Genomic DNA, 24,154 nt, shown 5'->3' with positions numbered 1-24,154 from the left:
AAGCATGCGCTGGATACTGCTAGTGTGTTTGAGCCTGAGCCTGAGCCTGAGCCTGAGCCTGCCGGCCCGGGCCGAGCTGGACTACCGCCTCGAGCCCCGGCAGATCGCCGAGGACACCTGGCTCCTGGAAGGCGGCACCGAGAATTTCTCCCGGGACAACGGCGGCAACATCGTCAACACCGGGTTCATCGTCACCGAGGCCGGGGTGCTGGTGATCGACACCGGGCCGTCGAAACGTTATGGCCAGGCCTTGCGCGAAGCCATCGCCCGAGTCACCGGCAAGCCGGTGATCCAGGTGCTGCTGACCCACCATCATCCCGACCATGTGCTGGGCAACCAGGCCTTCAGCGACGTGCCCATCGGTGCCCTGGCCGGCACCACCGAACTGCTGCGCCAGCAGGGTGACGCCATGGCCGAGAACCTCTACCGGCTGGTGGGCGACTGGATGCGCGGCACCGAGGTGGTACTGCCCAACCGGACCCTGGAACCCGGGGTGCTGGAGATCGGCGGACACCGCCTGCGGTTGCTGGCCCTGGCCGGCCATACCGGCGCCGACCTGGCGATTTTCGACGAGCGCACCGGGGTGTTGTTCGCCGGTGACCTGGTGTTCTACCAGCGCGCCCTGACCACCCCCAACAGCCCGGGGCTTGAGGTCTGGCTCAAGGACCTGGACCGCCTGCAAGCCTTGCCCTGGCGGCTGGTGGTGCCCGGCCACGGCCCGGTGGCCAGCAGCGCCGTCCCCTTTGCCCAGATGCGCGACTACCTGGGCTGGCTGCACCAGCTGCTGAGCGACGGCGCTGCTCGTGGCGACGACATGGCCGAACTGATCCGCGCGCCGATCCCCGCGCGTTTTGCCGCCATCAGCCTGACCCGCTATGAACTGATCCGCAGTGTCAGCCACCTGTACCCCCGCCATGAGCGCGAGCGCATGCAGCGCGTCGACACGCCATAAGACACCAGCGCCGGGAACCGCCCTTGTGGCGAGGGAGCTTGCTCCCGTGGGGGAGGTCGATGTTCTGATTCTTGCCGACGAGAATCCGCTTAGCGGGTTGCATCAGGCAGACCGTGGTCTCAGGTCTTGCCGGGGCTGCGCCCCGGAGCGGGAGCAAGCTCCCTCGCCACATTTGTCTGGTCAGCCTCCCGACTTGAAGCTTGCAGCTCAGCTCCTGGCACTCTGCGGCCCTACTACCAAATGACGAGTCTCCCTCCTGCCAACGATGCATTCGTCAGTGCCCCGGGGCTCTCTACCATCGAGCCATCGCCTGTCGTGGGACAGGCATCGACCCGCAGAGGCCCAGCATGATCTACGCACAACCCGGAACCCCAGGCGCCATCGTGTCCTTCAAGCCGCGCTACGGCAATTTCATCGGTGGCCAGTTCGTGCCGCCGGTGGCCGGCCAGTACTTCATCAACACTTCGCCGGTCAATGGCCAGGTGATCGCCGAATTCCCGCGCTCCACTGCCGCCGACATCGACAAGGCCCTGGACGCGGCCCATGCCGCCGCCGACGCCTGGGGCAAGACCAGTGTCCAGGAGCGCTCGCTGATCCTGCTGAAGATCGCCGATCGCATCGAGCAGAACCTGGAGCTGCTGGCGGTCAGTGAGACCTGGGACAACGGCAAGGCGGTACGCGAGACCCTCCATGCCGACGTGCCCCTGGCCGCCGACCACTTCCGTTATTTCGCCGGCTGCATCCGTGCCCAGGAAGGTGGCGCCGCGCAGATCAACGAACTGACCACCGCCTACCACTTCCATGAGCCGCTGGGGGTGGTGGGGCAGATCATCCCGTGGAACTTCCCGCTGCTGATGGCCGCCTGGAAGCTGGCCCCGGCCCTCGCCGCCGGCAACTGCGTGGTGCTCAAGCCCGCCGAGCAGACTCCGCTGTCGATCATGATCTTCGCCGAGCTGGTGGCCGACCTGCTGCCGGCCGGGGTGCTGAACATCGTCCAGGGCTTTGGCCGCGAAGCCGGCGAGGCCCTGGCCACCAGCAAGCGCATCGCCAAGATCGCCTTCACCGGCTCGACCCCGGTGGGCTCGCACATCATGAAATGCGCTGCCGAGAACATCATCCCGTCCACCGTGGAGCTGGGTGGCAAGTCGCCGAACATCTTCTTCGAAGACATCCTGCAGGCCGAGCCCAAGTTCATCGAAAAGGCCGCCGAAGGCCTGGTGCTGGCGTTCTTCAACCAGGGCGAAGTCTGCACTTGCCCGTCCCGGGCCCTGGTGCAGGAGTCGATCTACGAGCCGTTCATGGCCGAGGTGTTGAAGAAGATCAAGCAGATCAAGCGCGGCGACCCGCTGGACACCGAGACCATGGTCGGTGCCCAGGCGTCCCAGCAGCAATACGAGAAGATCCTCTCCTACTTGCAGATTGCCCAGGAGGAGGGCGCCGAGCTGCTCGCCGGCGGTGCTGTCGAGCCTCTGGAGGGCGACCTTGCCAGTGGTTATTACATCCAGCCGACCCTGCTCAAGGGACACAACCAGATGCGCGTGTTCCAGGAAGAAATCTTCGGCCCGGTGGTGGGAGTGACCACCTTCAAGGACGAAGCCGAAGCCCTGGCGATTGCCAACGACAGCGAGTTCGGCCTCGGGGCCGGGCTGTGGACCCGCGACATCAACCGCGCCTACCGCATGGGCCGGGCGATCAAGGCCGGCCGTGTGTGGACCAACTGCTACCACCTGTACCCGGCGCACGCCGCGTTCGGTGGCTACAAGAAATCCGGCGTGGGCCGCGAGACCCACAAGATGATGCTCGACCACTACCAGCAGACCAAGAACCTGCTGGTGAGCTACGACATCAATCCATTGGGCTTCTTCTGATCGATGGGTGGGCGCCGGGCAGTTGGGTGCTGCCCGGTATCTTTTGCCACGGCGCGGTGCCTTGGGTGGGCCCGCGCCTTTTTTTGCCCGTCCTGTAGCCGCTGCCGAGCTGGCGAGGCTGCGATCGGGTGCGCAGCGCCCGCAGAACCGGGCAACGCCATACGCCAGGTTCAACGCCATGGCGGCTCGTGCCGAGCCGTGCGCAGCCTGCGGCAGCGGCTACACGAAGCCCTACCAAGGCACCCTGCCAACCGGTGCCAAAGTAGCATTCGGTCCTGCCGGCCAGCGTGCATTAATGCCTCTACCGGAATCCCCCGGCATGACAAGAGGCTTGACCCCATGTGGCATAAACCCGCGTACACCGACCTGCGTATCGGCTTCGAAGTGACCATGTACTTCGCCAACCGCTGAGCCGTCCCGCCCCGGCCGGTGCTGGTGCCGGTCGGGGTCCTTGCAGTCTTCAGGAGCACACCATGCATATCCGCATTCTCGGTTCTGCGGCGGGCGGCGGTTTTCCGCAGTGGAACTGCAATTGCCGCAACTGCGCCGGCGTGCGCAATGCCAGCCTGCGAGCCCGGCCCCGAACGCAATCGTCCATCGCCCTGAGCGACAACGGCGTGGACTGGATCCTGTGCAACGCCTCGCCGGATATCCGCGTGCAACTGGCGTCTTTTCCGCCCTTGCAACCGGCACGGCAACTGCGGGACTCGGCGTTGGCCGGGGTGATCCTGCTGGACAGCCAGATCGATCACTGCACCGGCCTGCTCAGCCTGCGCGAGGGCTGCCCGCACCTGGTCTGGTGTACGGAGATGGTGCACCAGGACCTGTGCAGCGGTTTTCCCCTGTTCAACATGCTCAGCCATTGGAACGGCGGCCTGGCCTGGCAGCCGATCCACCTCGATGGCCGTACCTTCAGCGTGCCGGCCTGCCCGGACCTGCTGTTGCGGGCCATTGTCCTGCGCAGCAGTGCGCCGCCGTATTCGCCCCATCGCGGCAACCCCCATCCGGGGGACAACATCGGCCTGTTCGTCGAGGACCGGCGCAGTGGTGCCAGCCTGTTCTACGCGCCGGGCCTGGGGCAGGTGGACCAGGCCTTGCTGGAGTGGATGGGCCGCGCCGACTGCCTGCTGGTGGACGGCACCCTGTGGCGCGATGACGAAATGCGCCAGTGCGGAGTCGGCGACAAGCTTGGCAGCGAGATGGGTCACCTGGCGCAGAGTGGCCCAGGCGGCATGCTCGAGGTGCTGGAGGCCTTTCCACGGGCGCGCAAGGTGCTGATCCACATCAACAACACCAACCCGATCCTCGACGAGGACTCCGCCGAGCATGCCCAATTGCTGCGCCGTGGCATCGAAGTGGCCCACGACGGCATGGACCTGCACCTGTAGCCGCTGCCGAGCCTGCGAGGCTGCGACCGGGTGCGCAGCGCCCGTAACGCGTGGTACATCAGGCGGACCACGGTGCCAGGTTCTGCGGCTCGTACCGAGCCGTGCGCAGCCTGCGGCAGCGGCTACGCAAACCGACGAGGCGGGGTACACGATGGTCGGATTGCATTCGCCCGGCGATGCTTTAGGCTGGCGTTCTTTCCAGAACAATAAGAAAACAGGCTTTTGCCATGGGCCAGAATCTCAGTCTGCTGCGCAAGTTCGTCTCCCCGGAAATCATCTTTGGCGCCGGCTGCCGGCATAACGTCGGCAACTATGCGAAGACCTTCGGTGCGCGCAAGGTCCTGGTGGTCAGCGACCCCGGGGTGATCGCCGCCGGCTGGGTCGCCGATGTCCAGGCCAGCCTCCAGGCCCAGGGCGTGGAGCACTGCCTGTACAGCGCGGTGTCGCCCAATCCGCGGGTGGAGGAGGTGATGTTGGGCGCCGAGGTCTACCGGGAAAACGCCTGTGACGTGATCGTCGCCGTCGGTGGCGGCAGCCCCATGGACTGCGGCAAGGGCATCGGCATCGTGGTGGCCCACGGGCGCAGCATCCTGGAGTTCGAAGGGGTGGACATGCTCCGCATGCCCAGCCCGCCACTGATCATGATTCCCACCACCGCCGGGACCTCGGCGGATGTCTCGCAGTTCGTGATCATTTCCAACCAGCAGGAGCGGATGAAGTTCTCCATCGTCAGCAAGGCGGTGGTTCCCGATGTGTCGCTGATCGATCCGCAAACCACCCAAGGCATGGACCCGTTCCTTTCTGCCTGTACCGGCATCGATGCCCTGGTGCATGCCATCGAGGCGTTCGTCTCCACCGGCCACGGGCCACTGACCGATCCCCATGCCCTGGAGGCCATGCGCCTGATCAACGGCAACCTGGTGCAGATGATCGCCAACCCTCAGGACATCGCCCTGCGCGAGAAGATCATGCTCGGCAGCATGCAGGCCGGGCTGGCGTTTTCCAATGCGATCCTCGGTGCGGTGCATGCCATGTCCCACAGCCTGGGTGGCTTCCTCGACCTGCCTCACGGGCTGTGCAACGCGGTGCTGGTCGAGCACGTGGTGGCCTTCAACTACAACTCGGCGCCGGAGCGTTTCAAGGTGATCGCCGAGACCTTCGGCATCGATTGCCGTGGGCTGAGCCAGCCACAGATCTGCCGGCGCCTGGTGGACCACCTGATCGCGCTCAAGCAGGCCATCGGTTTCCACGAGACCCTGGGCCTGCATGGGGTCAGCAGCAGCGATATTCCGTTCCTGTCGCGCCATGCGATGGACGATCCGTGCATCCTTACCAACCCTCGCGAATCCAGCCAGCGTGATGTCGAGGTGGTCTATGGCGAGGCCCTCTGACGAACAGCAACGGGCCCTGGCCGGGCTGCTGGGCCTGGGCAATCACTCGGCGCGCAAGAGCCACTACCCGGAGCTGGCGGCGCGCCTGGAAGACCTGGAAACCGAGCGCAACCGCTACAAGTGGCTGTTCGAACATGCGGTGCACGGGATCTTCCAGGCCAGCCTGCAGGCCGGCATGCGCGCCGCCAATCCGGCCCTGGCGCGCATGCTGGGTTACCAGGACCCCCAGGAAGTGCTGTTTTCCCTGGCCGACCTGGCCGGCAACCTGTTCGTCGGCGGAGCCCGGGAGCTGGAGGCCATCGGCGAGCAGCTGCAGCGCGAGCGCAGCCTGCTGGGCTACGAGACCCAACTTCGGCGCAAGGACGGCAGCAGCATCGACGTGTTGATGAACCTGCTGCTCAAGCCTGACGAGCAAGGGCTGGTGGAAGGCTTCGTCGCCGACATCACCGAACGCAAGCTGGCCCAGCAACGCCTGGAACAGCTCAACGACCAGCTGGAGCAACGGGTGGCCGCGCGCACCGACGAACTGCTGGACGCCAACCGCGAGCTGCACCAGCAGATCCAGCGACGCGAGCGCAGTGAGCGCGAAGCGCGAGAGGCTCGGGATGCCGCCGAGGCCGCCAACCGCAGCAAGGACAAGTACCTGGCCGCCGCCAGTCATGACCTGCTGCAACCCTTGAATGCCGCGCGCCTGCTGATCTCCACCTTGCGTGAACGCCAGTTGCCCAGCGCCGAGCAACTGCTGGTGGAACGCACCCACCAGGCCCTGGAGGGCGCCGAGGACCTGCTCACCGACCTGCTGGACATTTCCCGCCTGGACCAGGCTGCGGTCAAGCCGGACCCGGCTGTCTATCGCCTGGACGAAATCCTCGCGCCGCTGGTTTCCGAGTTCCAGTCGGTGGCCGAGGCGGCAGGCCTGGAGTTGCGGGTGCGCCTGGGGGACTACGCGCTGTTCACCGACCTGCGGCTGCTGACGCGGATCCTGCGCAACCTGTTGAGCAACGCCTGCCGCTACACCGAGCACGGCAGCATCCTGCTGGCGGCGCGCCGCCGAGGCGAGCAGTTGCGGCTGGAGATCTGGGACACCGGCCGGGGGATTGCCGCCGAACGCCTGGAATCGATTTTCCTCGAGTTCAACCAGCTGGATGTGGGACGGGCCGCCGATCGCAAGGGGGTGGGCCTGGGACTGGCGATCGTCGAGCGCATTGCCCGTATCCTCGGCTACCGGGTCAAGGTGCATTCGCGCCCGGGCCGTGGTTCGCGGTTCAGCATCGAGGTGCCGCTGGCCACCCGCGTGCCACTGCCCATCAGCCAGCAGGTGGCGCAGCCGAGCGCCGGCAACCCGCTGCCCGGCCGCCGGCTGCTGGTGCTGGACAATGAAACGAGCATCCTGGAAAGCATGGCTGCGCTGCTGGGGCAGTGGGGGTGCCAGGTCGTCACCGCCACCGACCGGGCCGCGGCCCTGGAAGCGCTGCAAGGTCGGGCGCCGGAGCTGATCCTGGCCGACTTCCACCTGGATCACGGGGTGACGGGGTGCGAGGTGGTGCGCCAGTTGCGCGAGCACTTCGGCCTGCCGTTGCCGGCGGTGATCATCACCGCCGACCGCAGCGACCAGTGCCGTCTGGCCCTGCAGCAACTGGGGGCGCCGCTGCTCAACAAACCGCTGAAACCGGGCAAGTTGCGGGCCGCGTTGAGCCAACTGCTGGGGCCGAGCGCTGCCTAGGCGGTGGGTGGCTAGTGATGATTCGGGCTTGCGGCTAAGATGCCGCTCTTTTTTTCAAGGACGAAGCCGGCCCTTGGCTGGCCCATGACCCTCGATGAAACCGCTGTCCTCGTATCACCCTTTGCTGTACTGGTTGCGCGTGCGCCAGAAACGCCTGGCGCGCAGCCTGGCCTGGCGTTTTTCCGGCCGGCGTTATGCCCGCCCCGCAGCCGCTAGCCCGCGCTTGCCTTGGCGCTACATCAAGCACACCTCCAAGTTGATTCGCACCCTGGGCGACAGCGACCTGGCCTTGCAACACAACAAGGTGATCAACCTCAGGCTGGCGGTGGCCTGCATCGATGGCGTGCGCATCGGTCCGGGGGAGTATTTTTCCTTCTGCCAGCTGGTGGGCCGGCCGAGCCGCGAGCGTGGGTTCGTCGAGGGCATGGAGCTGTCGTTCGGTGAGGCCCGCAGCGGCATCGGCGGCGGCATCTGCCAGTTGAGCAACCTGATCCACTGGATGGCGATCCACTCGCCGTTGCAGGTGGTGGAGCGCGCCAACCACAGCTTCGACCCGTTCCCCGACGAGGGCCGGGTGCTGCCTTTCGGTTCCGGCGCGGCGATCTTCTACAACTACATCGACCTGGTGCTGCACAACCCGGGGCCCCATGCCTTCCAGCTCAAGCTGCGGGTCGGTGAGCACCAGCTCGAAGGCGAGCTGCTCTGCGAACAGCCGCGCGACTATCGTTATCACGTCTATCAGCGAGCCCACCGCTTCGTTCGCGAGGGTGGCCGGGTGTACCGCGAGAACCAGATCTGGCGCGACATCCGCACCAAGGGCCAGAACCCGGAACTGGTGCGCCAGGAATGCCTGTATCGCAACCGGGTGGTGGTCAAGTATCCGGTGGCCGAGGCGCTGTTCGAGCAGCCGGCACCAGGTTCAGAGGATGCCCAGCATCCACAGTAGGGCCAGGTAGGCCGCCGCGCCGCCCAGGGGCCAGACGCACAACAGACGGGTCTGGCTGAAGAACGATGGCGCGTCGCCCACCGGGGTCGAATCCTCCAGCTGTTGCAGGGTCTTGGCGGGCACGCCTTCCTCGACCGGAGCCTGGAGCTGGGCCTGGATCAGCGGTTCGACTTCCTCGACCTTGCGCATCAGTGCACGGCCCGAGGCGAACAGGGCGGCGCCGATGAAGATCAGCAGGTAGATCAGCAGGAACTTCCAGTGCACCGAGTTGCTCAGGCGGATGAAGTCGGGGGTCGGGCTGTTGTCCCAGAACCAATTCAGGGGCCGGGTGTTCTCCCAGACCATGACAGTGAACTGCTCGATCGGGCGGTTGATGGTACGCGCCATGGTGGTGTAGCTGTCCAGGCGCCAGTGGAGCATTTTCAGGGTCGAGAAAAAGGTCGAGATCAAGGCACCGGCAAACAGCAGTGCACCTGCGGCGATGAACAGCCGGTATTTCAATTGGGCCCTGGTGTAGGTCATGGGTGCGTCCTGCAATGAGCAAAAGGGGGGCAATACTATATTCCGCGGGGTCTGGACGATAGGGGCCGATGCTCGTTCGGCGCTCGCGCGGGTGCTGCCTGCCCGGGGTTGCGAAGGTTTGCGCTGGCCTGCCAGGCGACACGGGTTATTCTTGAACGCCTCACAGATCGGACGAGCCGGCCCATGCTGCACGTACAAGGAGTGTTCAAGAGCTACGCCACGCCCCAGGGGCCGCTGGCGGTGCTGCAGGGCGTCGATCTGCACCTGGAGCAGGGCAGCAGCCTGGCGCTGATGGGCGAGTCCGGCAGTGGCAAGAGCACCCTGCTGCACCTGGTGGCAGGGCTGGACAAGCTCGATCGCGGCAGCATTCGCATCGGCCAGCAGCACCTGGAGCGGATGAGCGAGGCGCAACTGGCCAACTGGCGACGCACCGAGGTGGGCCTGGTGTTCCAACAGTTCAACCTGATCAGCAGCCTGCGGGTCGAGGACAACCTGGGGTTCCAGGCGCGCCTGGCCGGGCGTTTCGATCCGCTCTGGCAAGCCCACCTGGTGGCGCGCCTGGGCCTGGGTGAGCTGCTGCGGCGCTACCCGGAACAGCTCTCCGGCGGCCAGCAGCAACGGGTGGCCCTGGGCCGTGCGCTGGCTGCCAGGCCGTCCTTGCTGCTGGCCGATGAACCTACCGGCAGCCTCGACGAAGCCACCAGCGACGAGGTCCTGCAACTGTTGCTGGAGCTGCTGGCGGACAGTCCGACCAGCTTGTTGATGGTCACCCACAGCCAACGGGTCGCCAGTCGCCTGCAACGTACCGTGGTCCTGCAGCGCGGGCGCCTGGCCGCCACGGACGGGGCCTGAGGTGCGGGTCTTCGGCACGGCGCTGTGGGCGCTGCTGAGCCACTGGCGCCAGCACCCGGTGCAGTTCTTCAGCGTGTTGACCGGGCTGTGGCTGGCTACCAGCCTGCTGACCGGCGTGCTCGCCCTCAATACCCAGGCCCGCGACAGCTATGCCCGGGCCAGCCGCTTGATCGGCGGTGAGCCCCAGGCCAGCCTGGTCACCGCCAGTGGCAGCGCTTTCCCCCAGCAGTGGTTTGTCGACCTGCGCCGGGCTGGCTGGCCGGTATCGACGGTGCTCCAGGGGCGGGTGCAGCTGGAGGCGCAAGCCTTGCCGCTGCAACTGATGGGGATCGAGCCGGTATCGCTGCCCGGCGGTTCCTCCATCGCCGGGCAGGTCCTGGACCTGCGCCAGGTCGCCGAGTTCTTCAGCCCCCCGGGCCGCACCTGGGTGGCGCCGCAGACCCTGGCCAGCCTTGGCTACCACGCAGGCGAGCAACCCAGGACCCGCGATGGCCAGCGCCTGCCACCCTTGCAGGTACGGGCCGACATGGCCCCGGGGCTGCTGCTGATGGACATAGGTTTTGCCCAGTCGCTGCTTCACCAGCCGGGCCAGCTCAGCCGCCTGCTGCTGCCCAGGGACTTCGCCGCCCGGGCGCCGGCCTTGCCCGCGGCCCTGGCCGGGCAGTTGGTGTTGCGCCAGGGCGAGGCCGAGGGCGATCTGGCGCGCCTGACCGAGAGCTTTCACCTGAACCTGGATGCCCTGGGCTTCCTGTCCTTCGTGGTCGGCTTGTTCATCGTCCATGCCGCCATCGGTCTGGCCCTGGAGCAACGACGCGGCCTGTTGCGCACCTTGCGCGCCTGCGGAGTCAGCGCGCGGCTGTTGATCGGCTGCCTGTGCGTCGAGCTGGGGGGCCTGGCGCTGTTGGGCGGTGTGGCGGGGGTGGTCAGTGGCTACCTGCTGGCCGGGGTCTTGCTGCCCGACGTGGCCGCCAGCCTGCGCGGCCTGTATGGCGCCCAGGTGCCGGGGCAACTGAGCCTGAGCCCGGGGTGGTGGTTCAGCGGCATCGGGCTGAGCCTGGCGGGGGCCCTGCTGGCCGGCGCCGCCAGCCTGTTGCGGGCCGCGCGCCTGCCGCTGCTGGCCCTGGCCAACCCCCAGGCCTGGCACCAGGCCCATGCTCGCTGGCTGCGGCGCCAGGGGCGGGTGGCGATTCTCGCGGCATTGCTGGCCCTGGCGGCCTGGTACTGGGGCAATAGCCTGGCCAGTGGATTTGTGCTGATGGCAGCGCTGTTGCTGGCGGCGGCCCTCGGCTTGCCGGTGGTGCTCGATGGGGTGCTGGGGACGGTGCTCGGGCGCTCGCGTGGGGCACTGGGGGCCTGGTTCCTGGCCGATTGCCGCCAGCAGCTGCCGGCCCTGAGCCTGGCCCTGATGGCGTTGCTGCTGGCCCTGGCGGCGAACGTCGGTGCTGGCAGCATGACGGCAGGCTTCCGCCAGACCTTCGGGGACTGGCTGGAACAGCGCCTGAGCGCCGATCTGTACATCAATCCCCGGAACCCGGAGCAGGCCTTGCAGTTGCAGGACTGGCTGGCGCAGCAGCCCGCCGTGCTGGCCAGCCTGCCGGTGTGGCAGGTGCCGTTGCAGATCCAGGGCTGGCCGGCAGACCTGTATGGGGTGATCGATCACCCGTCCTATCGCCAGCACTGGCCATTGCTGGAAACCGACGGCGAGCGGGCCTGGGATCAGTTGGCCAGCCAGGACAGCCTGATGCTCAGCGAGCAACTGGCCCGACGCCTGCACCTGCGCCCAGGGGATCGCCTCGAACTGCCGGTGCCCGGCGGGCAATGGGTGCCCCGGGTGGCGGGGATTTACGCCGACTATGGCAACCCCAGGGGCCACCTGCTGGTGAACGCCGCTCACCTGCGCCAGCACTGGCCGCAGCTGGCGCCCAACCGCTTCAACCTGCGCCTGGAGCCGGGCACTCTCGGCCCGCTGGCCCAGGCCCTGCAACAACGCTGGCAACTGGACGACAGCCAGATTGTCGACCAGGCCCGCCTCAAGGGCTGGTCGCAGCAGGTCTTCGAACGCACCTTTGCCGCCACGGCGGCCCTCAACAGCCTGACCCTGGGGGTGTCCGCCGTGGCCTTGTTCATCAGCCTGCTGACCCAGAGCCAGGGGCGCCTGGGGCAGTTGGCGCCCCTTTGGGCCCTGGGTGTGGGACGACGCCAACTGATGCTGCTCAACCTGGGCCAGACCTGGCTGCTGGCCTTGCTGACGCTGGTCCTGGCGCTGCCCCTGGGCATTCTCCTGGCCTGGTGCCTGGACACGGTGATCAATGTCCAGGCTTTCGGCTGGCGCCTGCCATTGCGGGTGTTCCCTGGCCAGCTCCTGCAACTGCTGGGGCTGGCCATGCTGGCGACCCTTTTGGCCTCGGCCTGGCCGTTGCTGCAGCTGTACCGGGCGCAACCTGCAGACCTGCTGAGGACTTTTGCCCATGAAGATTGAGAGGTTGCACAAGGCCTTGGCGGGGCTGCTGTTGTCGCTGCTGGCCGGTTGCGAGCCACCCGCCGAGGCGCCCCGGGGTTTCGCCGGGCTGGGCGACGAGGCGGCGGCCTTCACCGCGGTGGTGCCGGGGCGGACCTTCAGCTTTCCGGTCGATCACGGTGCCCATGACGGTTTTCGCATCGAGTGGTGGTACCTCACGGCGGACTTGCAAGACACCCATGGCCGGCGCTTCGGCGTGCAGTGGACGCTGTTTCGCAGCGCCTTGCGCGCCGAGCCGGAACAGCCCGGCTGGGGTGCGCCGCTGGTGTGGCTGGGGCATGCAGGGGCAACTTCTGCCCTCAGCCATCATGCCGCCGAGCGTTTCGCCCGGGGCGGAGTCGGCCAGGCCGGCGTGACCCTCCAGCCGTTCCAGGCGTGGATCGACGACTGGAGCCTGAGCAGCCTGGCACAGGCCGGCGATCCCCTGGCGCGGATGCAGGTGCAGGCCCATGGACCGGGGTTCGCCTATCGCCTGCAGCTGTCCGGCAACGGCCCGCTGGTGCTCCAGGGGCAGGGCGGCTACAGCCGCAAGTCCAACCAGGGCCAGGCGTCCTACTACTACAGCCAGCCGTTCTTCCAGGCCTCGGGCGAGCTCAAGATCGATGGCCAGCGCTACCAGGTCAGCGGCCCGGCCTGGCTCGACCGGGAATGGAGCAGCCAGCCCCTGGCGGCCGGGCAGAGCGGCTGGGACTGGTTTTCCCTGCACCTGGACGGCGGCGAGCGGTTGATGGTGTTCCGGGTGCGCGAGGAGGCCGGCACGCCCTATGTCACCGGAACCTGGATTGGCGCCGACGGGCGCACCCAGAGCCTGGACGGGCAGTCGATCCGCTTGAGCCCACAAGAGTACTCGGAGGTGGCGGGGCGCCGGGTGCCCACCGCCTGGCGCCTGGAAATCCCCGGCAAGGGCCTGGATATCCAGGCTCGGGCGCTCAATCCCCAATCCTGGATGGACCTGAGCGTTCCCTATTGGGAGGGACCGATTGATTTCAGTGGCAGCCATGGTGGCCGGGGTTATCTGGAAATGACGGGCTATTGAGGGGGAGGGGAGGCCTGGGGCTATGTCCTGTAGGAAAATTTCCCGGCGGGCTTAAGGCATTTCTCTAATTCAGTTTTATTCAGAATCAGTCCTCGGACATTCCCGAGCAGTTGCACTAGAATGCGTATCGTTCGCCCGGTGCAAGGGCTCTTTACCGGTGCAAGGATTGCCAAGGCCAGAGCACTGGGCGAACACCCCCTCCTATCGCGTTCTGCGAGCATGTTTCTGCGCTTCTTCCTGTCTTGATCCCCTGCGACTCTCGTTGTGCACGCGTGTGCGTGGCGCTCAGAGCGTGACCGGGTGCAGGACGACATCGCGGGCATGGACCTTTACCCAGCGTGGACACTCCCCGGGATCGCCCTGCACCCACAGCAGGACGATGGACTGGCCGACGGCGAGGGCCGCGCCGCCGTCATCATCCACTTGCAGCAACTGCCCGCTGACCTGCAGACCATCGGAGCCCCAACCCAGGCCGGGTGAGGGGGGCGAGTGGGGATGCAGGTTGCGACCACACTGGAACAGGTCTTCCAGGCCGATCTCTACCTCGTGCACGCTGAAAAGCTCCGGGACCGGGCCCGACCACCGGCCGCGACCCTCGCCGAGGGCGCAGCGGAAGCCGACCCATGGGCCGTCGGGCATGTCCGGGTGCAGGGCCGTCAGGGTGATGCGCATGGTCAGGATTTCCAGGGACAGGTAGGTGGCTGGCGGCAAGGCTGCCGCAGCCGGGCGCGGCTGGCAAGGGCAGCGAGGGTTTTCATTGCGCAAGCGCGGCCTGTTCAACAGAATGCGCCTCTGCCGTGCCCACGGGGGCCATGGACGCTATAGGAGATCCGGGATTGATCTGGTTGCAACGTTTCCTGATGTTGGTTGGAGTGCTGGCGCTGGTGCTGCTTGGCCTGGTGCTGGCCAAGGTCGATTTTGCCCCGACGCCGCCCATGGTGCTTGCCAGTCACCCCGGGGCGCAGTGGCAGGGTGGCGTCGATGGCGGCTACTACGTCGAGATCACTCGCGCCGAGCCACCGCTGTTCTTCGTCCAGGTGCGCCATGCCAGCGGCGACCTGTGGGATGAGGGCTGGATCAGGTACGTGGATGGCGACGGCGGCCCGCTGACCGCCGACAAGGTGCTGGCCTTCGATGGCGACGCGGTGATCTACCTGCAACAGCGCAAGGTCCTGGCCTCGGAGAAATCCATTGCGCGCTAGCGCCCCGGCGGTTATCGGGCCGGGGCTTGCGGGGCGTAGGCGTCCCACAGCTTGTTGCGGAACTTGTTCTGCGGATCGACCTTCGCCTTGAGGGCGAAGAACTCGTTGGCCCGAGGGTAGGCGGCGTGGAACTGCTGCGGCGTGGCCAGGATCTGGTAGGGCAGGTAGTAGCTGCCGCCATGCCTGATGGCGCTGTCCACCAGGGATCGGGTCCATTGCTGCACCTCGTCGCGTGCTGCAGGGCGGGTGTCCTGCTGGTAGTACAGCACCAGGGCGAACACCTCGGTCCGGGCCCAGGCCAGCAGCGTGCCGGGGTCGGCCTTGGCATGGCGGATCGACAGGTTGATCACATTGACCTTGTGCTTGCGCAGTGTCTCGCCCATGTCCTCGACGAAACCCTGCAACTGCGCCGGGGGCACGAAGTACTCCTGCAGCACATAGGTGTGCCTGGCCCGTGACGCCGGTTCCAGCTCGCGCACGTCGAGGCTGGCCTCGTAGTTGCGCCAGACCACCTGCTGGTGCTTGAACACCAGCGGGTCGATCACGTCTTCGCGGATCGACTTGCCCATGGGCCACTGGCTCACCACCTTCATCGCCCGGCGTTCCTTCCAGTAATTGCGGTCCAGGGGCGTCAGGCGTTCCTTGACGGTCACCGGCAGTTCGGTCTGGCTGTAGGACACCGCACGCAGGTGCTGGTACTGGTTGGGATAAAGCACCGCGTTGTGCAGGATCACCTTGGGATCGTTGGCGATGCGCTGGAAGAAGTAGTCGTTGTAGCGCTCCAGGGGCATCTCCTGGAAGGTGCGCAACAGACGCACGTTGTCGCTCAATTGCAAGGTGGCTTCGACAATCACCCCCAGCCCGCCGTAGCCGCCGATGGCGCCGTAGAACAGCTCGGCGTTGTGCTGCGGGCTGGCCTCCATCACCTGGCCGTCGGCCAGCACCAGCTTGATCGACTTCACCGAGCTCACCAGCGGCCCGTAGCCGATGTAGCGGCCATGGGCATTGACGCTCAGGGCTCCACCGACGGTGAAGTTGGCGTAGCTCTGCATGATGCTCACGGACAGGTCGTAAGGGTCGATGAAGGCCTGCACGGCGCGCCAGGTGATGCCGGGCTGGACCGTGATCTCCTTGCGCTCGCGGGAGAAGGCGAGGATCTGGTCGAAGCGCCGCATGTCGATCTGCAGTGCGTGCTCGGTGGCAGTCTGGCCGCCCATGCTGTAGCGGCCGCCGCCAATGGCGATAGGCCCGGGGTGGCTGGCCACCTGCTCGACGATCTGCTCCAGGCGAGTGGGCTGCACCAACTGGTCCACCACGATGGGATTGAGCTGGGTGATGTCGTTGACGGTTTGCGCGCCCTGGCTGGCCGAAGCCAGGCACAGGGTCGCGCAGAGCAACAGGCCGGTGGTGATCTTCATCTGGACAATCCATCCCTGGAAACAGGCGACCACCGAAGTGGCGAAAATGGCGGCAGGATAGCCTTGCCGCCGTTTCCAGGCCATGGATTCTTCAGCTTACAGGGCGGGCAATCCCAGGACCTGGGCACATTGCTCCAGGGAACGCTGTTGGGTCTGGGCGTAGAGGTGCAATTCGTCGAGGGTCGGGCGGCCCAGCGCCGTTTCGAATGCCTGGCGGTTGGAGTGCCCGGCGTAGTGGTTCTGGCTGTCGTCCCCCAGGTTGGACTGGAAGATCCCGGCGGCGCTGACGGGAAGGAAGTCCTCGTAGACCAGCGGTTCGCAGCCCAGGTGCCCGGCTGCCAGCAATGCCTCGAGGCGGGTGGGGCGCGTGGTTTCGCTACGGGCGGCGAGCCCCGCCTCGCTGACGAAGTAGCGGAAATAGGCCAGGTCCTGCTGGCGCATGGCCGTGTGGCTGTCGGGGAATTCGGTGAAGTGTTCCTGCATCAGCTGGTTGTAGCGCGGGGCATTGGCTTCGCTGGGAAAGTCGCCCAGGGCGTCGCGGGCGGCATTCAGCAAACGGTCGTAGAGCGCCCGGCCCTTGGGTGTGAGCGCTGCGCCGCGTTGCTCGATCTCGCCGAAGCGGGCGCTGTGGCTGCCCTGGCTGTGCTGCTGGTCGGTGAAGGCGACGCTTTCCTCCAGGGCCTTGAAGCTGGTCTGGCGCAACAGGATCGGGCATTCGCGGCGCGGCGGGCCTTCGATCACCGCCTTGGGGGTGATGCCATGCTCGGGCATCAGCCGTTGCACTTCATCGATGTCCAGGGTACGTGGAGTCAGGTGGTTGATGTGCGGGCCCTTGAACGCCACCACGTCGGCGATCAGCCGGTGCTGGGCGCCAAGCCTGGCGTACTGGGCGCCGGTGACCGTGGCGTGGTGGTGCCAGCGGAAGGTCTCCAGGGCTTGCTGGATGAAGTCCTCGGCAGCGTCGGCGTCCAGGCCGCCCTGGTCCTCGGCCTGGCGGATCAGCTCCAGCACCTGCGGGGTGAAGATCGAGCGGCGGGCCAGCACCTGTTCGGCAAAATCGCGCAGCTCGGGATTGTCGATCAGCTCCAGGCGCAACAGCGAGGTGAAGACCCGGAACGGGCTGACTTGCAAGGCGTGCTCATGCACCGCGCGAAACGCCGTGGAATGCACCGGCACTCCCGCAGGCGTGAGGTCGTAGTAACCCACCGGCTGCATGCCCATCACGGCGAACAACCGGGCCAGGGTCGCCAGTTCGGCGGCGGTGCCGACGCGAATCGCACCATGGCGCTCCAGGTCCAGGCGCTGCAATTCACCGGTGTGCTGCAGGTGCCGGGCAATGGCCGGCTGCTGCTCCAGCACCTGGGCGTTGACCTGGGCCACCAGTTGCATCAGGTCGCCGTACAGCGGCACCTCCTCGCGGTACATATCCGACATGGCCCGGGAAAATCCCTGGCGGATCAGGTCGGGGCTGACGAAGCGCTGGTGGCTCATGGACAAGGTTCCCGTGGCAGTGGAGCGAAGCGTGAGAGGAGCAGGTCGGCCTCGATTCTGCGCAGCACCGCCAGGGCTGACAAACGAAGTTTCCTCTGAACTTCATTCTGCAAACGAATGCATCACCGCGTGCCGCGAGCAAGTCTGGTCCCGGATTGGGCAATGCCGGACGGGGCAAGCGCCGGGCAGTGAAGAAAATGGTTATCGAATGCCCTGGGGCTTATAGCCAAATATTCCCGAAGCACGGTCCCCAGGCTGGTAAAACAGGGCCTTTGCAATGATGGCGCTTTGTATTTTCGGCGGTCGATACCTGCGGCTCGCCCCCATCCGCTCGCTGCATCTTTCCCATTGCTGGACGGAGGCGACTTGGCCCGTGCGCAGTACACCAGAGGGAAGGGACTGTCACTGGCCAGGAGGCTCTATCGTTCACGCACCCTGGGCCTGGCCCTGGGATTCTTCTGTGTGGCCGAGGCCATGGCGCCCTTGCAGCCGGCGCCCTGGATCTGGGGCCTGATGCTGTTCAATGCATTCGCCTGGCCACACCTGGCTTATCAGTGGGCGCGCCTGGCGCGGCAGCCGTTTCGCGCCGAGTACCGCAACCTGCTGGTGGACTCGCTGCTGGGGGGCTTCTGGGTGGTGGCCATGCAGTTCAACCCACTGCCCCTGGCCACCACCCTGGGGATGATGGCCATGAACAACATGGCCATGGGCGGGACACGATTCTTTCTCGCCGGCTGCGTGGCCCAGGTCCTGGGGATTGGCCTGGGCCTGGGGATCTTCGGGTTTGCCTTCAGCGCCGGTACCACGCCGGAGCAGTTGTATGCCTGCCTGCCGATGCTGACCCTGTACCCGCTGGCCCTGGGGTACATCTGTTACCAGCAGGCGGTCACCCTGGGGCGACACAAGCGCGAGCTGCTGGCCCTGAGTCGCACCGACAGCCTGACCGGGCTGCTCAATCACGGCGCCTGGAAGGACCAGCTGGAGGTCGAGTTCCAGCGTTGCAAGCGGCAGAACCACGGTGGTGCCATTGCGCTGATCGATATCGATCACTTCAAGGCCATCAACGACACCTACGGCCATGTGGCCGGTGACGTGGTGCTGCGCCAGTTGAGCAAGTTGCTGCGGCAGAACCTGCGCCTGAGCGACCAGGCCGGCCGCTACGGTGGCGACGAGTTCTGCGTGATCCTGCCGGACGTGCCCCTGGCCCACGCCGCCGAACTGATGGAGGCATTGCGCGGGCGTTTCGGCGCCCTGGGCTACGAACAGACCCCGGCCTTGCAGGTCAGCCTGAGCATCGGCCTGGCGGCTTTCGACGCACGCCATGAAGAGGCCATGGGCTGGCTCAACGATGCCGACCAGGCGTTGTACGCGGCCAAGACCTGCGGGCGCAACAACGTCAGCTGCCATTCGCCGTCGCCGCCCGCGCGACACCTGCTCAACTCCTTGTAGCCGCCACCTTCATTGTTGAATCCGCAAGAGCTGCGCCCGCGGCAGCGGCTACACGAAGCGCAAGCACGGTGCCTGTAGCCGCTACTGAGCCTGCGAAGCTGCGCCAAGGCCCGCAGGGCCTTCTCACGATTCCGGCCGGATTGCGCTCAATCCCGCGACGGATGCAGGCGCCGGGCGAGCTCCAGGGCGGTGCGGGCGCTGGCGATACCGGGGACCAGCTGGGTGAAGGGGATGTCGATCAGGCGTTGCTCGCGCACCGCCCGCAGGCGCGACAGCGCCGGATCACCCTGCAGCAGACGGCGCTTGCGCGAGGCCGGCGACCACAGGGCATCGGCCAGCAGCATCACGTCCGGATCGTTGGCCAGCAGGGACTCGCTGTCCACCACCAGCCGCGGGCGGTCGATGGCCGCGAAGCTGTTGCGCGCCCCGGCAGCTTGCAGCAATACCCCGACAAAACCCCGCCGGCCCTGGCTGGCCAGGCCGTTGACCTCGCTGTCCAGGTAGAACACTGAAGGCTTGGGCTGGCCCTGGTACAGCGCTTGGGCCGCGGTCAGGTCGGTCTCCATCTGGGCGATCAGTTGTCGGGCCCTGGCCTGTTGGCCCAGCAATTGGCCCAGGGTCAGCAGGTCGCGACGGATGTGCCCGAAGTAGTCCTCGTCATGCCCGGCGCAGGCCGATTCCAGCAGGTAGCTGCCGACGCCGATCGCGCCCAGGCGTTCGCGGGAACTGAAGTTGTCGGGGAAGGCCGAGGCAAAACCACCCACCACCAGGTCGGGCTTGAGGCTGTACAGCACCTCGGCCGACGGGTACTGGTGGGAGATCACCGGCACCCCGTGGTACTGCCCCTGGTCCATGGCCTGGCCATCGTCATCCAGGTAGGCGACCCCAATCATCGACGGCCCGGCGCCCAGGGCCAGCAGCAGGTCGGCGCTGTGCTGGTTGAGGGCGACGATGCGCTGTGGGGTGCCGGGGCTGGACCAGCTCTTGCCGCAGTTCTCGTAGCTGCCGGCCTGGGCCGGCCCACTGGCCAGCCACAGTAGGATGGCCAGGCATCCGGCCTGGATTGTCCTAGGCATCGCCGGGTACTCCATAGGGTGCGGCGATCCGCAACTGGGCGACGGGCTCGCCTGCCAGCAGATGCCCCTCCACCAGTTGCAGCACCTGGCTGTCGTTCTCGACCCGATACCAGCAGCCATCCGGGTGCACGGTGAGCACCGGTCCCAGGTTGCAGGGGAACTGGCAGCCGGTACGGGTCAGCAGTACGCCACCGGGTTTTTCCATGAGATCAAGGCGCAACAGTTCACGACGCAGGCTCTTCCACAAGGGCAGGGCACCACGCCGGACGCAGCGCGGGCCAGTGCAGAGGAATACCTGGCGGGCGTGGGGCGGCACCCGCGACCAGTCCGGATCGCTGGCCACCGCATTGACCTGGTCGCACGACAGGTGGCGTTCGCGCTGGGCGATGCTGGCCCAGGCCAGGGCCGCATCCAGCCCCCGGCGACCCAGGGCCTGGGCGGTGACCCACAGCCGTGGCACCTGGGAGTGGGCACGGGCGTGGCGTCCCAGTTCATCGCGCAGCCAGTCCAGGTAGGCGCTGTCGGAGCTGGGTTCCAGGTCCACCACCAGCAGCGCTGCGTCATCCCGTGGCAAGGCTTCGTCCAGGACAGCCCAGAGGCTGTCGAAGCCGTCCAGGGTATCGATCACCCGGGTCTCGACGCTGTCGTCGCACAGGCCCTCGAGCTCGCGGCAGAAGGCTTGGCCGAGGGCGCCACCCAGCAGGCCGGGACCGACGAACAGCACCCGTTGATAATGCTCATGCATGTCGGTCGGCCTCAGAAGCGGTAGGTGTAGCGCACTTCGGTGGTGAAGGGGCGCCCCAGGTTGTCCAGCGCCGGTTTGTCGTTGGTCATGCTGGTGGCGTAGTCGCGGTCGAACAGGTTCTCCACCAGCAGGCTCAGGCGATGCTGCTGGGCCGTGTCGAGGTAGCGATAGGCATCGGCGTCGACCACCGAGTAGTGGCCGTAGTCGACTTTCTTCGAACTCTCGACCTGGCCGATATAGCGGATCGCGCCGCCCACGCCCCACATCCGGTCCTGCGATTCGAAGCCCAGGCGCGAGCGGGCGAAGAACCCGGGGATATTGCTCAGGGTCACGTTGCGTGATTCGACCAGGTTGCGGGTCATGTCGGCGGACAGGTTCCATTGCGGGCTGAATTGCCAGCGCCCGTCCACCTCGATGCCCCGGACCCTGACCTGGCTGTCACCGTTGACGAAGTGGATGCCGTCCAGGGCAATCAGGTCGTCGATCTTGCGCCGGTAGGCGGTGACGCTGGCATTGAACTCACCGGCCAGCAGGCTGCCCTTGTAGTCCAGGCCCAGCTCGGCATTGACGCTCTTTTCCGGCTTGAGGTTGCGGTTGCCTTTTTCATAGGGCTCGTTGGCGAACAGCTGCTCGGCGTTGGGCAGCTTGAAGGCATTGCCGTACTGGCCGCGCAGTTGCCAGTTGGGCGTGAGGTCGTACAGCGAGGTGAGCATGCCCACCGTGGCGCTCTCGCCACCGCTCATTTTTTCGTGGCGCACGCCGATGCTCGGGTGCCAGTCCGGCAGGGTATCGAACACCGGGCGCAACTGGGTGTACAGGGCGTTGGCCTGGGCCTTGCTGTTGTCGATCTTGAGTACGTCGTCCTGGCCCTTGAACCACTGGTTGTCGGTGCCGAATACCAGCACATGGCCGCCGTCCAGTTCGGCCTTGCCTTCGGCCTGCACGCCCCAGTCGGTGAAGCCCCAGTAGTCGTTGTGGTTGATGATCTTGGTGCCGCCATCATCGCTGTTGTTGATACGGGTGTAGCGCGTATCCCAGTCGTTGACATGGCCCTTGACGAAGTAGCTGAAACGCTCGCCCAGGCGTTGCTCGAAGGTGGCGGTGGCGATCTGCTGGACCCGGTCGTTGGTGGTCTTCTTGTTGTTCGCGGCGCGGGCGAAATCCAGGTTGGCGTCGGTGTACTGGTAGAACAGTTCCAGGCGCGAATCGTCGCCAAAACCCTGGATCGCCTTGGCGCCGAAGGTGGTCACCTCATAGGAGCGCTTCTTGTCCCGGGTGCTGGCGTTGTAGGCGCTGTTGCGAAACGGCTGGTAGCCGTCGGAGACGTTGTGGCTGACATAGGCCAGCAGGCCGAGGTCGCCCAGGCCGTTGCTGACGATGCGTTCCACCCGGGCATCGCCGCTCTTGCCCATGAAACTGTCCAGGCCCAGGTTGACTTCGCCGGAGGCGTCGCGGGTCTGTGGGCTGCGGGTGACGATGTTGATCACCCCGGACACCGCCTGGGTGCCGAACAGCAGGCTCTGGCCGCCCTTGAGCACTTCGATGCGCTCGATGGCGTTGGCTGGCAGGGTATCCAGGTACAGGCCGCCGTACAGGCGGTTGTTCAGGCGCACGCCATCGAGCAGGATCAGCGTGTCGTCGTTGCGTCCGCCCAGCAGCGAATAGGTGCCGTAGTCGAAGGGGCCGTTCTTGGGCGCTACATAGAGGCCCGGCACGTACATCTGCAGCACCCGGGTGATGTCGCTGCTGGGACCGGCACGCTCGATCTGCTGGCGATCGATGACGTCTACCTTGCTGCCGTACTTGGCCATCTCGGCCACGGTAGTGGATTCCACCGACGGGGCAGACACGAACTGCTGGTCCAGCTTCAGGGATGTATCGTCGGCCAGCAGCCAGGGGCTGAACAGGCAGCCGAGCAGGGCGCCGCCCATGGAACGGCGCGGAGCACGCCAGTCGCGCGCAAGGGAAGTGTCTGTTGTTTTCATTGTTGGTCTTCTCGAAAGTGTCTTCGGGAAGCACGCAGGGAGAAGGTGGCAGGCACGCGCACGCGCCCACACCGGCCCATGCCCGCCCACCGCAGGATTGCCAAACAGATACTTCAGGCCGGTCTCCGGGCTTGCGAGGCTGGCTGCATTCGCCTTCCCATACCTTGGGTACAGTGGCGTGTTGAATGCAGCACTCGCTTACCGTTGCGGGGGCAGCACCGGACTTGCCTCTGGGGGCGCACCGGTTTCCCGTTTCACCTCACGCACGGCGGCGTGAGGCACCTGAAACAGGGCGGCATCTGAACACTCGTCCTACCGTTCGTCAATCCTGTGGCCGCCATGATTGCGCCCGCTGCGCAGCCATACCGTTATCGCCGAGCCCAGCGCAGCTCGTGTAGCCGCTGCTGAGCCTGCGAAGCTGCGCCAAGGCCCGCAGGGCCTTCATTGTGGAATTCGCAAGGTTTGCGCCCGCTGCGCGGTCGTACGCAGCCTGCGGCAGCGGCTACACGAAGCAGAGCTTCACGGGACGGTGGCGGGGGAGGTGCGTACCGGGGGCTGGTCGCTGGCACTCGAAGGGCAGGCCAGCAGCGGCACTGCGCGAACCGAATCACCGGGTTGCAGTTGCAGGCGCTTGGTGGTCTGGCGGTCCACCAGCAGGCAGCCGGCTACCAGGCGCCCCGGCGCAGCGGTGATGCGACAGCTTTCCAGGCGCCGGTTGTGGATCAGCCACATCGGCGCCTGCTGGTCAGGATTGCCCACCAGCAGCGGCAACACCTGGCTTTCGCGCACGCTGCGGATCTTCGTCACCTCGGCCTCGATCAGCGGGCCGCCGTCGAAGACGTCGATGCAGCCCTGGTGACTGAAACCTTCGTCGCGCAAGATGCCCACCGCCTGGTCGGTGCTGGCATGGGCCTGGCCGATGGAGGCCTGGGCCTGGGTGCTGAGCAGGCAGGTGTAAAGCGGTTGGCGCGGCATCAGTTCGGCGATGAAGGACTTGCTGCCCTGACTGGACAGGCGGTTGGCCTGCTGGAAATCCATCTTGAAGAAGTGCCGACCCAGGCTGTCCCAGAATGGCGAGCAGCCCTGGCTGTCGACCTGGCCACGCAACTCGGCCACCAGCTTGTCGCCGAACAGCGTGGGGTATTCGGCGACGAACAGCAGGCGGGCGGTGGACAACAGACGGCCGGTGTGGCCCTGGCGCAGGTCATGGCGCAGGAACAGCGAGCACAGCTGGGATTGTCCAGTCATGTCGTTGCACAGGAACAGGGTCGGGACCTGTTTCTCGATGCCCAGCCCGGGTGCGCTGCCACGGGTGACGCCGAGCCGATAGTTGTAGCAGGGCTCGCGCAGGCCGATGGCGCCGCTCAGGCCGCAGATACCGGTCACTTGCTGGTCGTCATCTTCGAGCACGAACAGGTAATCGGCGTCGGCGCGCTCCACCTGGCCGGCAAAGGCCCGCTGGGCCCAGCGCACCCGGTGGTCCAGGCGCTCGGGGTCGGTGCTGAGGTTATCCAGCTCGCGCTGGCAGCCTCCCAGCAGGCGCAGCACCGCCGGCAGGTCGGTGACGCGGATCGGACGCACGATCATGCTCT

Annotated in this window: 20 protein-coding genes and 1 riboswitch; of the genes, 12 read left to right on the top strand and 8 right to left on the bottom strand. The window is 66.4% G+C overall.

All coding sequences use genetic code 11. The annotated features are described in order from the left end of the window. Nucleotides 1–4: 4 nt before the first annotated feature. The 7 genes from LGQ10_RS06850 (at nucleotide 5) to LGQ10_RS06820 (ending at nucleotide 8,268) form a co-directional block, all read left to right on the top strand. The gene (locus LGQ10_RS06850) at nucleotides 5–952 is read left to right on the top strand and encodes a quinoprotein relay system zinc metallohydrolase 1 (RefSeq protein ID WP_226525063.1); all 948 of its coding nucleotides are present in this window, start codon (nucleotides 5–7) and stop codon (nucleotides 950–952) included. Between the two features lie 347 nt (nucleotides 953–1,299). Continuing rightward, a complete protein-coding gene (locus LGQ10_RS06845; RefSeq protein ID WP_226525062.1) occupies nucleotides 1,300–2,820 on the top strand; it encodes an aldehyde dehydrogenase family protein in 1,521 nt (506 codons plus the stop codon). 339 nt (nucleotides 2,821–3,159) lie between these two features. Next, nucleotides 3,160–3,231, top strand: coding sequence for a pyrroloquinoline quinone precursor peptide PqqA (gene pqqA / locus LGQ10_RS06840; RefSeq protein WP_011060521.1), 72 nt, complete (start codon nucleotides 3,160–3,162; stop codon nucleotides 3,229–3,231). 62 nt (nucleotides 3,232–3,293) lie between these two features. Continuing rightward, entirely contained in the window at nucleotides 3,294–4,208 is a 915-nt protein-coding gene (gene pqqB / locus LGQ10_RS06835; protein ID WP_058434833.1) for a pyrroloquinoline quinone biosynthesis protein PqqB, read from the top strand. Nucleotides 4,209–4,435: 227 nt separating this feature from the next. Next, on the top strand, nucleotides 4,436–5,599 hold the full coding sequence (gene ercA / locus LGQ10_RS06830; protein ID WP_058434832.1) for an alcohol dehydrogenase-like regulatory protein ErcA: 1,164 nt from the start codon (nucleotides 4,436–4,438) through the stop codon (nucleotides 5,597–5,599). Further along, on the top strand, nucleotides 5,583–7,322 hold the full coding sequence (locus tag LGQ10_RS06825) for a NahK/ErcS family hybrid sensor histidine kinase/response regulator (RefSeq protein WP_226525061.1): 1,740 nt from the start codon (nucleotides 5,583–5,585) through the stop codon (nucleotides 7,320–7,322). Before ercA ends, LGQ10_RS06825 begins: the two co-directional genes overlap by 17 nt. A 94-nt stretch (nucleotides 7,323–7,416) precedes the next feature. Beyond that, nucleotides 7,417–8,268 (top strand): VanW family protein, encoded by an 852-nt coding sequence (locus tag LGQ10_RS06820; RefSeq protein ID WP_226525060.1) that lies wholly within the window; start codon nucleotides 7,417–7,419, stop codon nucleotides 8,266–8,268. Here LGQ10_RS06820 and LGQ10_RS06815 read toward each other — a convergent pair. Beyond that, nucleotides 8,242–8,790 (bottom strand): YniB family protein, encoded by a 549-nt coding sequence (locus LGQ10_RS06815; RefSeq protein WP_058434829.1) that lies wholly within the window; start codon nucleotides 8,788–8,790, stop codon nucleotides 8,242–8,244. The two genes, LGQ10_RS06820 and LGQ10_RS06815, sit on opposite strands and share 27 nt — an antisense overlap. 183 nt (nucleotides 8,791–8,973) lie before the next feature. Here LGQ10_RS06815 and LGQ10_RS06810 point away from each other — a divergent pair, with 183 nt between their 5' ends. Genes LGQ10_RS06810 through LGQ10_RS06800 form a run of 3 tightly spaced genes read left to right on the top strand, consistent with a single transcriptional unit; the run spans nucleotide 8,974 to nucleotide 13,196 of the window. Then, the gene (locus LGQ10_RS06810; RefSeq protein WP_226525059.1) at nucleotides 8,974–9,642 is read left to right on the top strand and encodes an ABC transporter ATP-binding protein; all 669 of its coding nucleotides are present in this window, start codon (nucleotides 8,974–8,976) and stop codon (nucleotides 9,640–9,642) included. A gap of 1 nt (nucleotide 9,643) precedes the next feature. Continuing rightward, entirely contained in the window at nucleotides 9,644–12,121 is a 2,478-nt protein-coding gene (locus LGQ10_RS06805) for an ABC transporter permease (protein WP_226525058.1), read from the top strand. Beyond that, the gene (locus tag LGQ10_RS06800) at nucleotides 12,111–13,196 is read left to right on the top strand and encodes a lipocalin-like domain-containing protein (RefSeq protein ID WP_226525057.1); all 1,086 of its coding nucleotides are present in this window, start codon (nucleotides 12,111–12,113) and stop codon (nucleotides 13,194–13,196) included. The genes LGQ10_RS06805 and LGQ10_RS06800 overlap by 11 nt, the downstream gene beginning before the upstream one ends. Before the next feature lie 285 nt (nucleotides 13,197–13,481). Here the strand turns inward: LGQ10_RS06800 and LGQ10_RS06795 are convergent, their stop codons facing one another. Then, entirely contained in the window at nucleotides 13,482–13,976 is a 495-nt protein-coding gene (locus LGQ10_RS06795; protein ID WP_226525056.1) for a hypothetical protein, read from the bottom strand. 56 nt (nucleotides 13,977–14,032) lie between these two features. Between LGQ10_RS06795 and LGQ10_RS06790 the strand changes: the two genes are divergently transcribed. After that, nucleotides 14,033–14,398 (top strand): hypothetical protein, encoded by a 366-nt coding sequence (locus LGQ10_RS06790; RefSeq protein WP_226525055.1) that lies wholly within the window; start codon nucleotides 14,033–14,035, stop codon nucleotides 14,396–14,398. A gap of 11 nt (nucleotides 14,399–14,409) precedes the next feature. On the opposite strand, the gene LGQ10_RS06785 is transcribed toward LGQ10_RS06790, so the two are convergent. Further along, nucleotides 14,410–15,816, bottom strand: a complete 1,407-nt coding sequence (locus LGQ10_RS06785) for an FAD-binding oxidoreductase (RefSeq protein ID WP_226525054.1) — start codon at nucleotides 15,814–15,816, stop codon at nucleotides 14,410–14,412. 96 nt (nucleotides 15,817–15,912) lie between these two features. Continuing rightward, the gene (locus LGQ10_RS06780) at nucleotides 15,913–17,307 is read right to left on the bottom strand and encodes a VOC family protein (protein ID WP_226525053.1); all 1,395 of its coding nucleotides are present in this window, start codon (nucleotides 17,305–17,307) and stop codon (nucleotides 15,913–15,915) included. Between the two features lie 366 nt (nucleotides 17,308–17,673). Between LGQ10_RS06780 and LGQ10_RS06775 the strand changes: the two genes are divergently transcribed. Then, a complete protein-coding gene (locus LGQ10_RS06775; protein ID WP_226525052.1) occupies nucleotides 17,674–18,756 on the top strand; it encodes a diguanylate cyclase in 1,083 nt (360 codons plus the stop codon). 146 nt (nucleotides 18,757–18,902) lie between these two features. On the opposite strand, the gene LGQ10_RS06770 is transcribed toward LGQ10_RS06775, so the two are convergent. The 4 genes from LGQ10_RS06770 to LGQ10_RS06755 form a co-directional block, all read right to left on the bottom strand. Then, nucleotides 18,903–19,832, bottom strand: a complete 930-nt coding sequence (locus LGQ10_RS06770) for an ABC transporter substrate-binding protein (RefSeq protein WP_413247588.1) — start codon at nucleotides 19,830–19,832, stop codon at nucleotides 18,903–18,905. Then, nucleotides 19,825–20,577 carry a (2Fe-2S) ferredoxin domain-containing protein gene (locus LGQ10_RS06765; RefSeq protein WP_226525051.1) on the bottom strand — a complete coding sequence of 251 codons (753 nt, stop codon included), beginning with the start codon at nucleotides 20,575–20,577 and terminating at the stop codon, nucleotides 19,825–19,827. Before LGQ10_RS06765 ends, LGQ10_RS06770 begins: the two co-directional genes overlap by 8 nt. An 11-nt stretch (nucleotides 20,578–20,588) precedes the next feature. Continuing rightward, entirely contained in the window at nucleotides 20,589–22,508 is a 1,920-nt protein-coding gene (locus LGQ10_RS06760) for a TonB-dependent receptor plug domain-containing protein (protein ID WP_226526100.1), read from the bottom strand. Between the two features lie 152 nt (nucleotides 22,509–22,660). Further along, nucleotides 22,661–22,863, bottom strand: a riboswitch (cobalamin riboswitch). A 218-nt stretch (nucleotides 22,864–23,081) separates the two neighbouring features. Beyond that, nucleotides 23,082–24,149 carry an arginine N-succinyltransferase gene (locus tag LGQ10_RS06755; protein WP_226525050.1) on the bottom strand — a complete coding sequence of 356 codons (1,068 nt, stop codon included), beginning with the start codon at nucleotides 24,147–24,149 and terminating at the stop codon, nucleotides 23,082–23,084. Nucleotides 24,150–24,154: the final 5 nt, after the last annotated feature.

Origin of the sequence: Pseudomonas sp. L5B5 (assembly GCF_020520285.1) — a bacterium.
In the GTDB taxonomy this organism is placed as follows: Bacteria; Pseudomonadota; Gammaproteobacteria; order Pseudomonadales; family Pseudomonadaceae; genus Aquipseudomonas.
The sequence above is the reverse complement of the archived record's forward strand: the minus strand, read 5'-3'. Positions and strand labels throughout refer to the sequence as shown.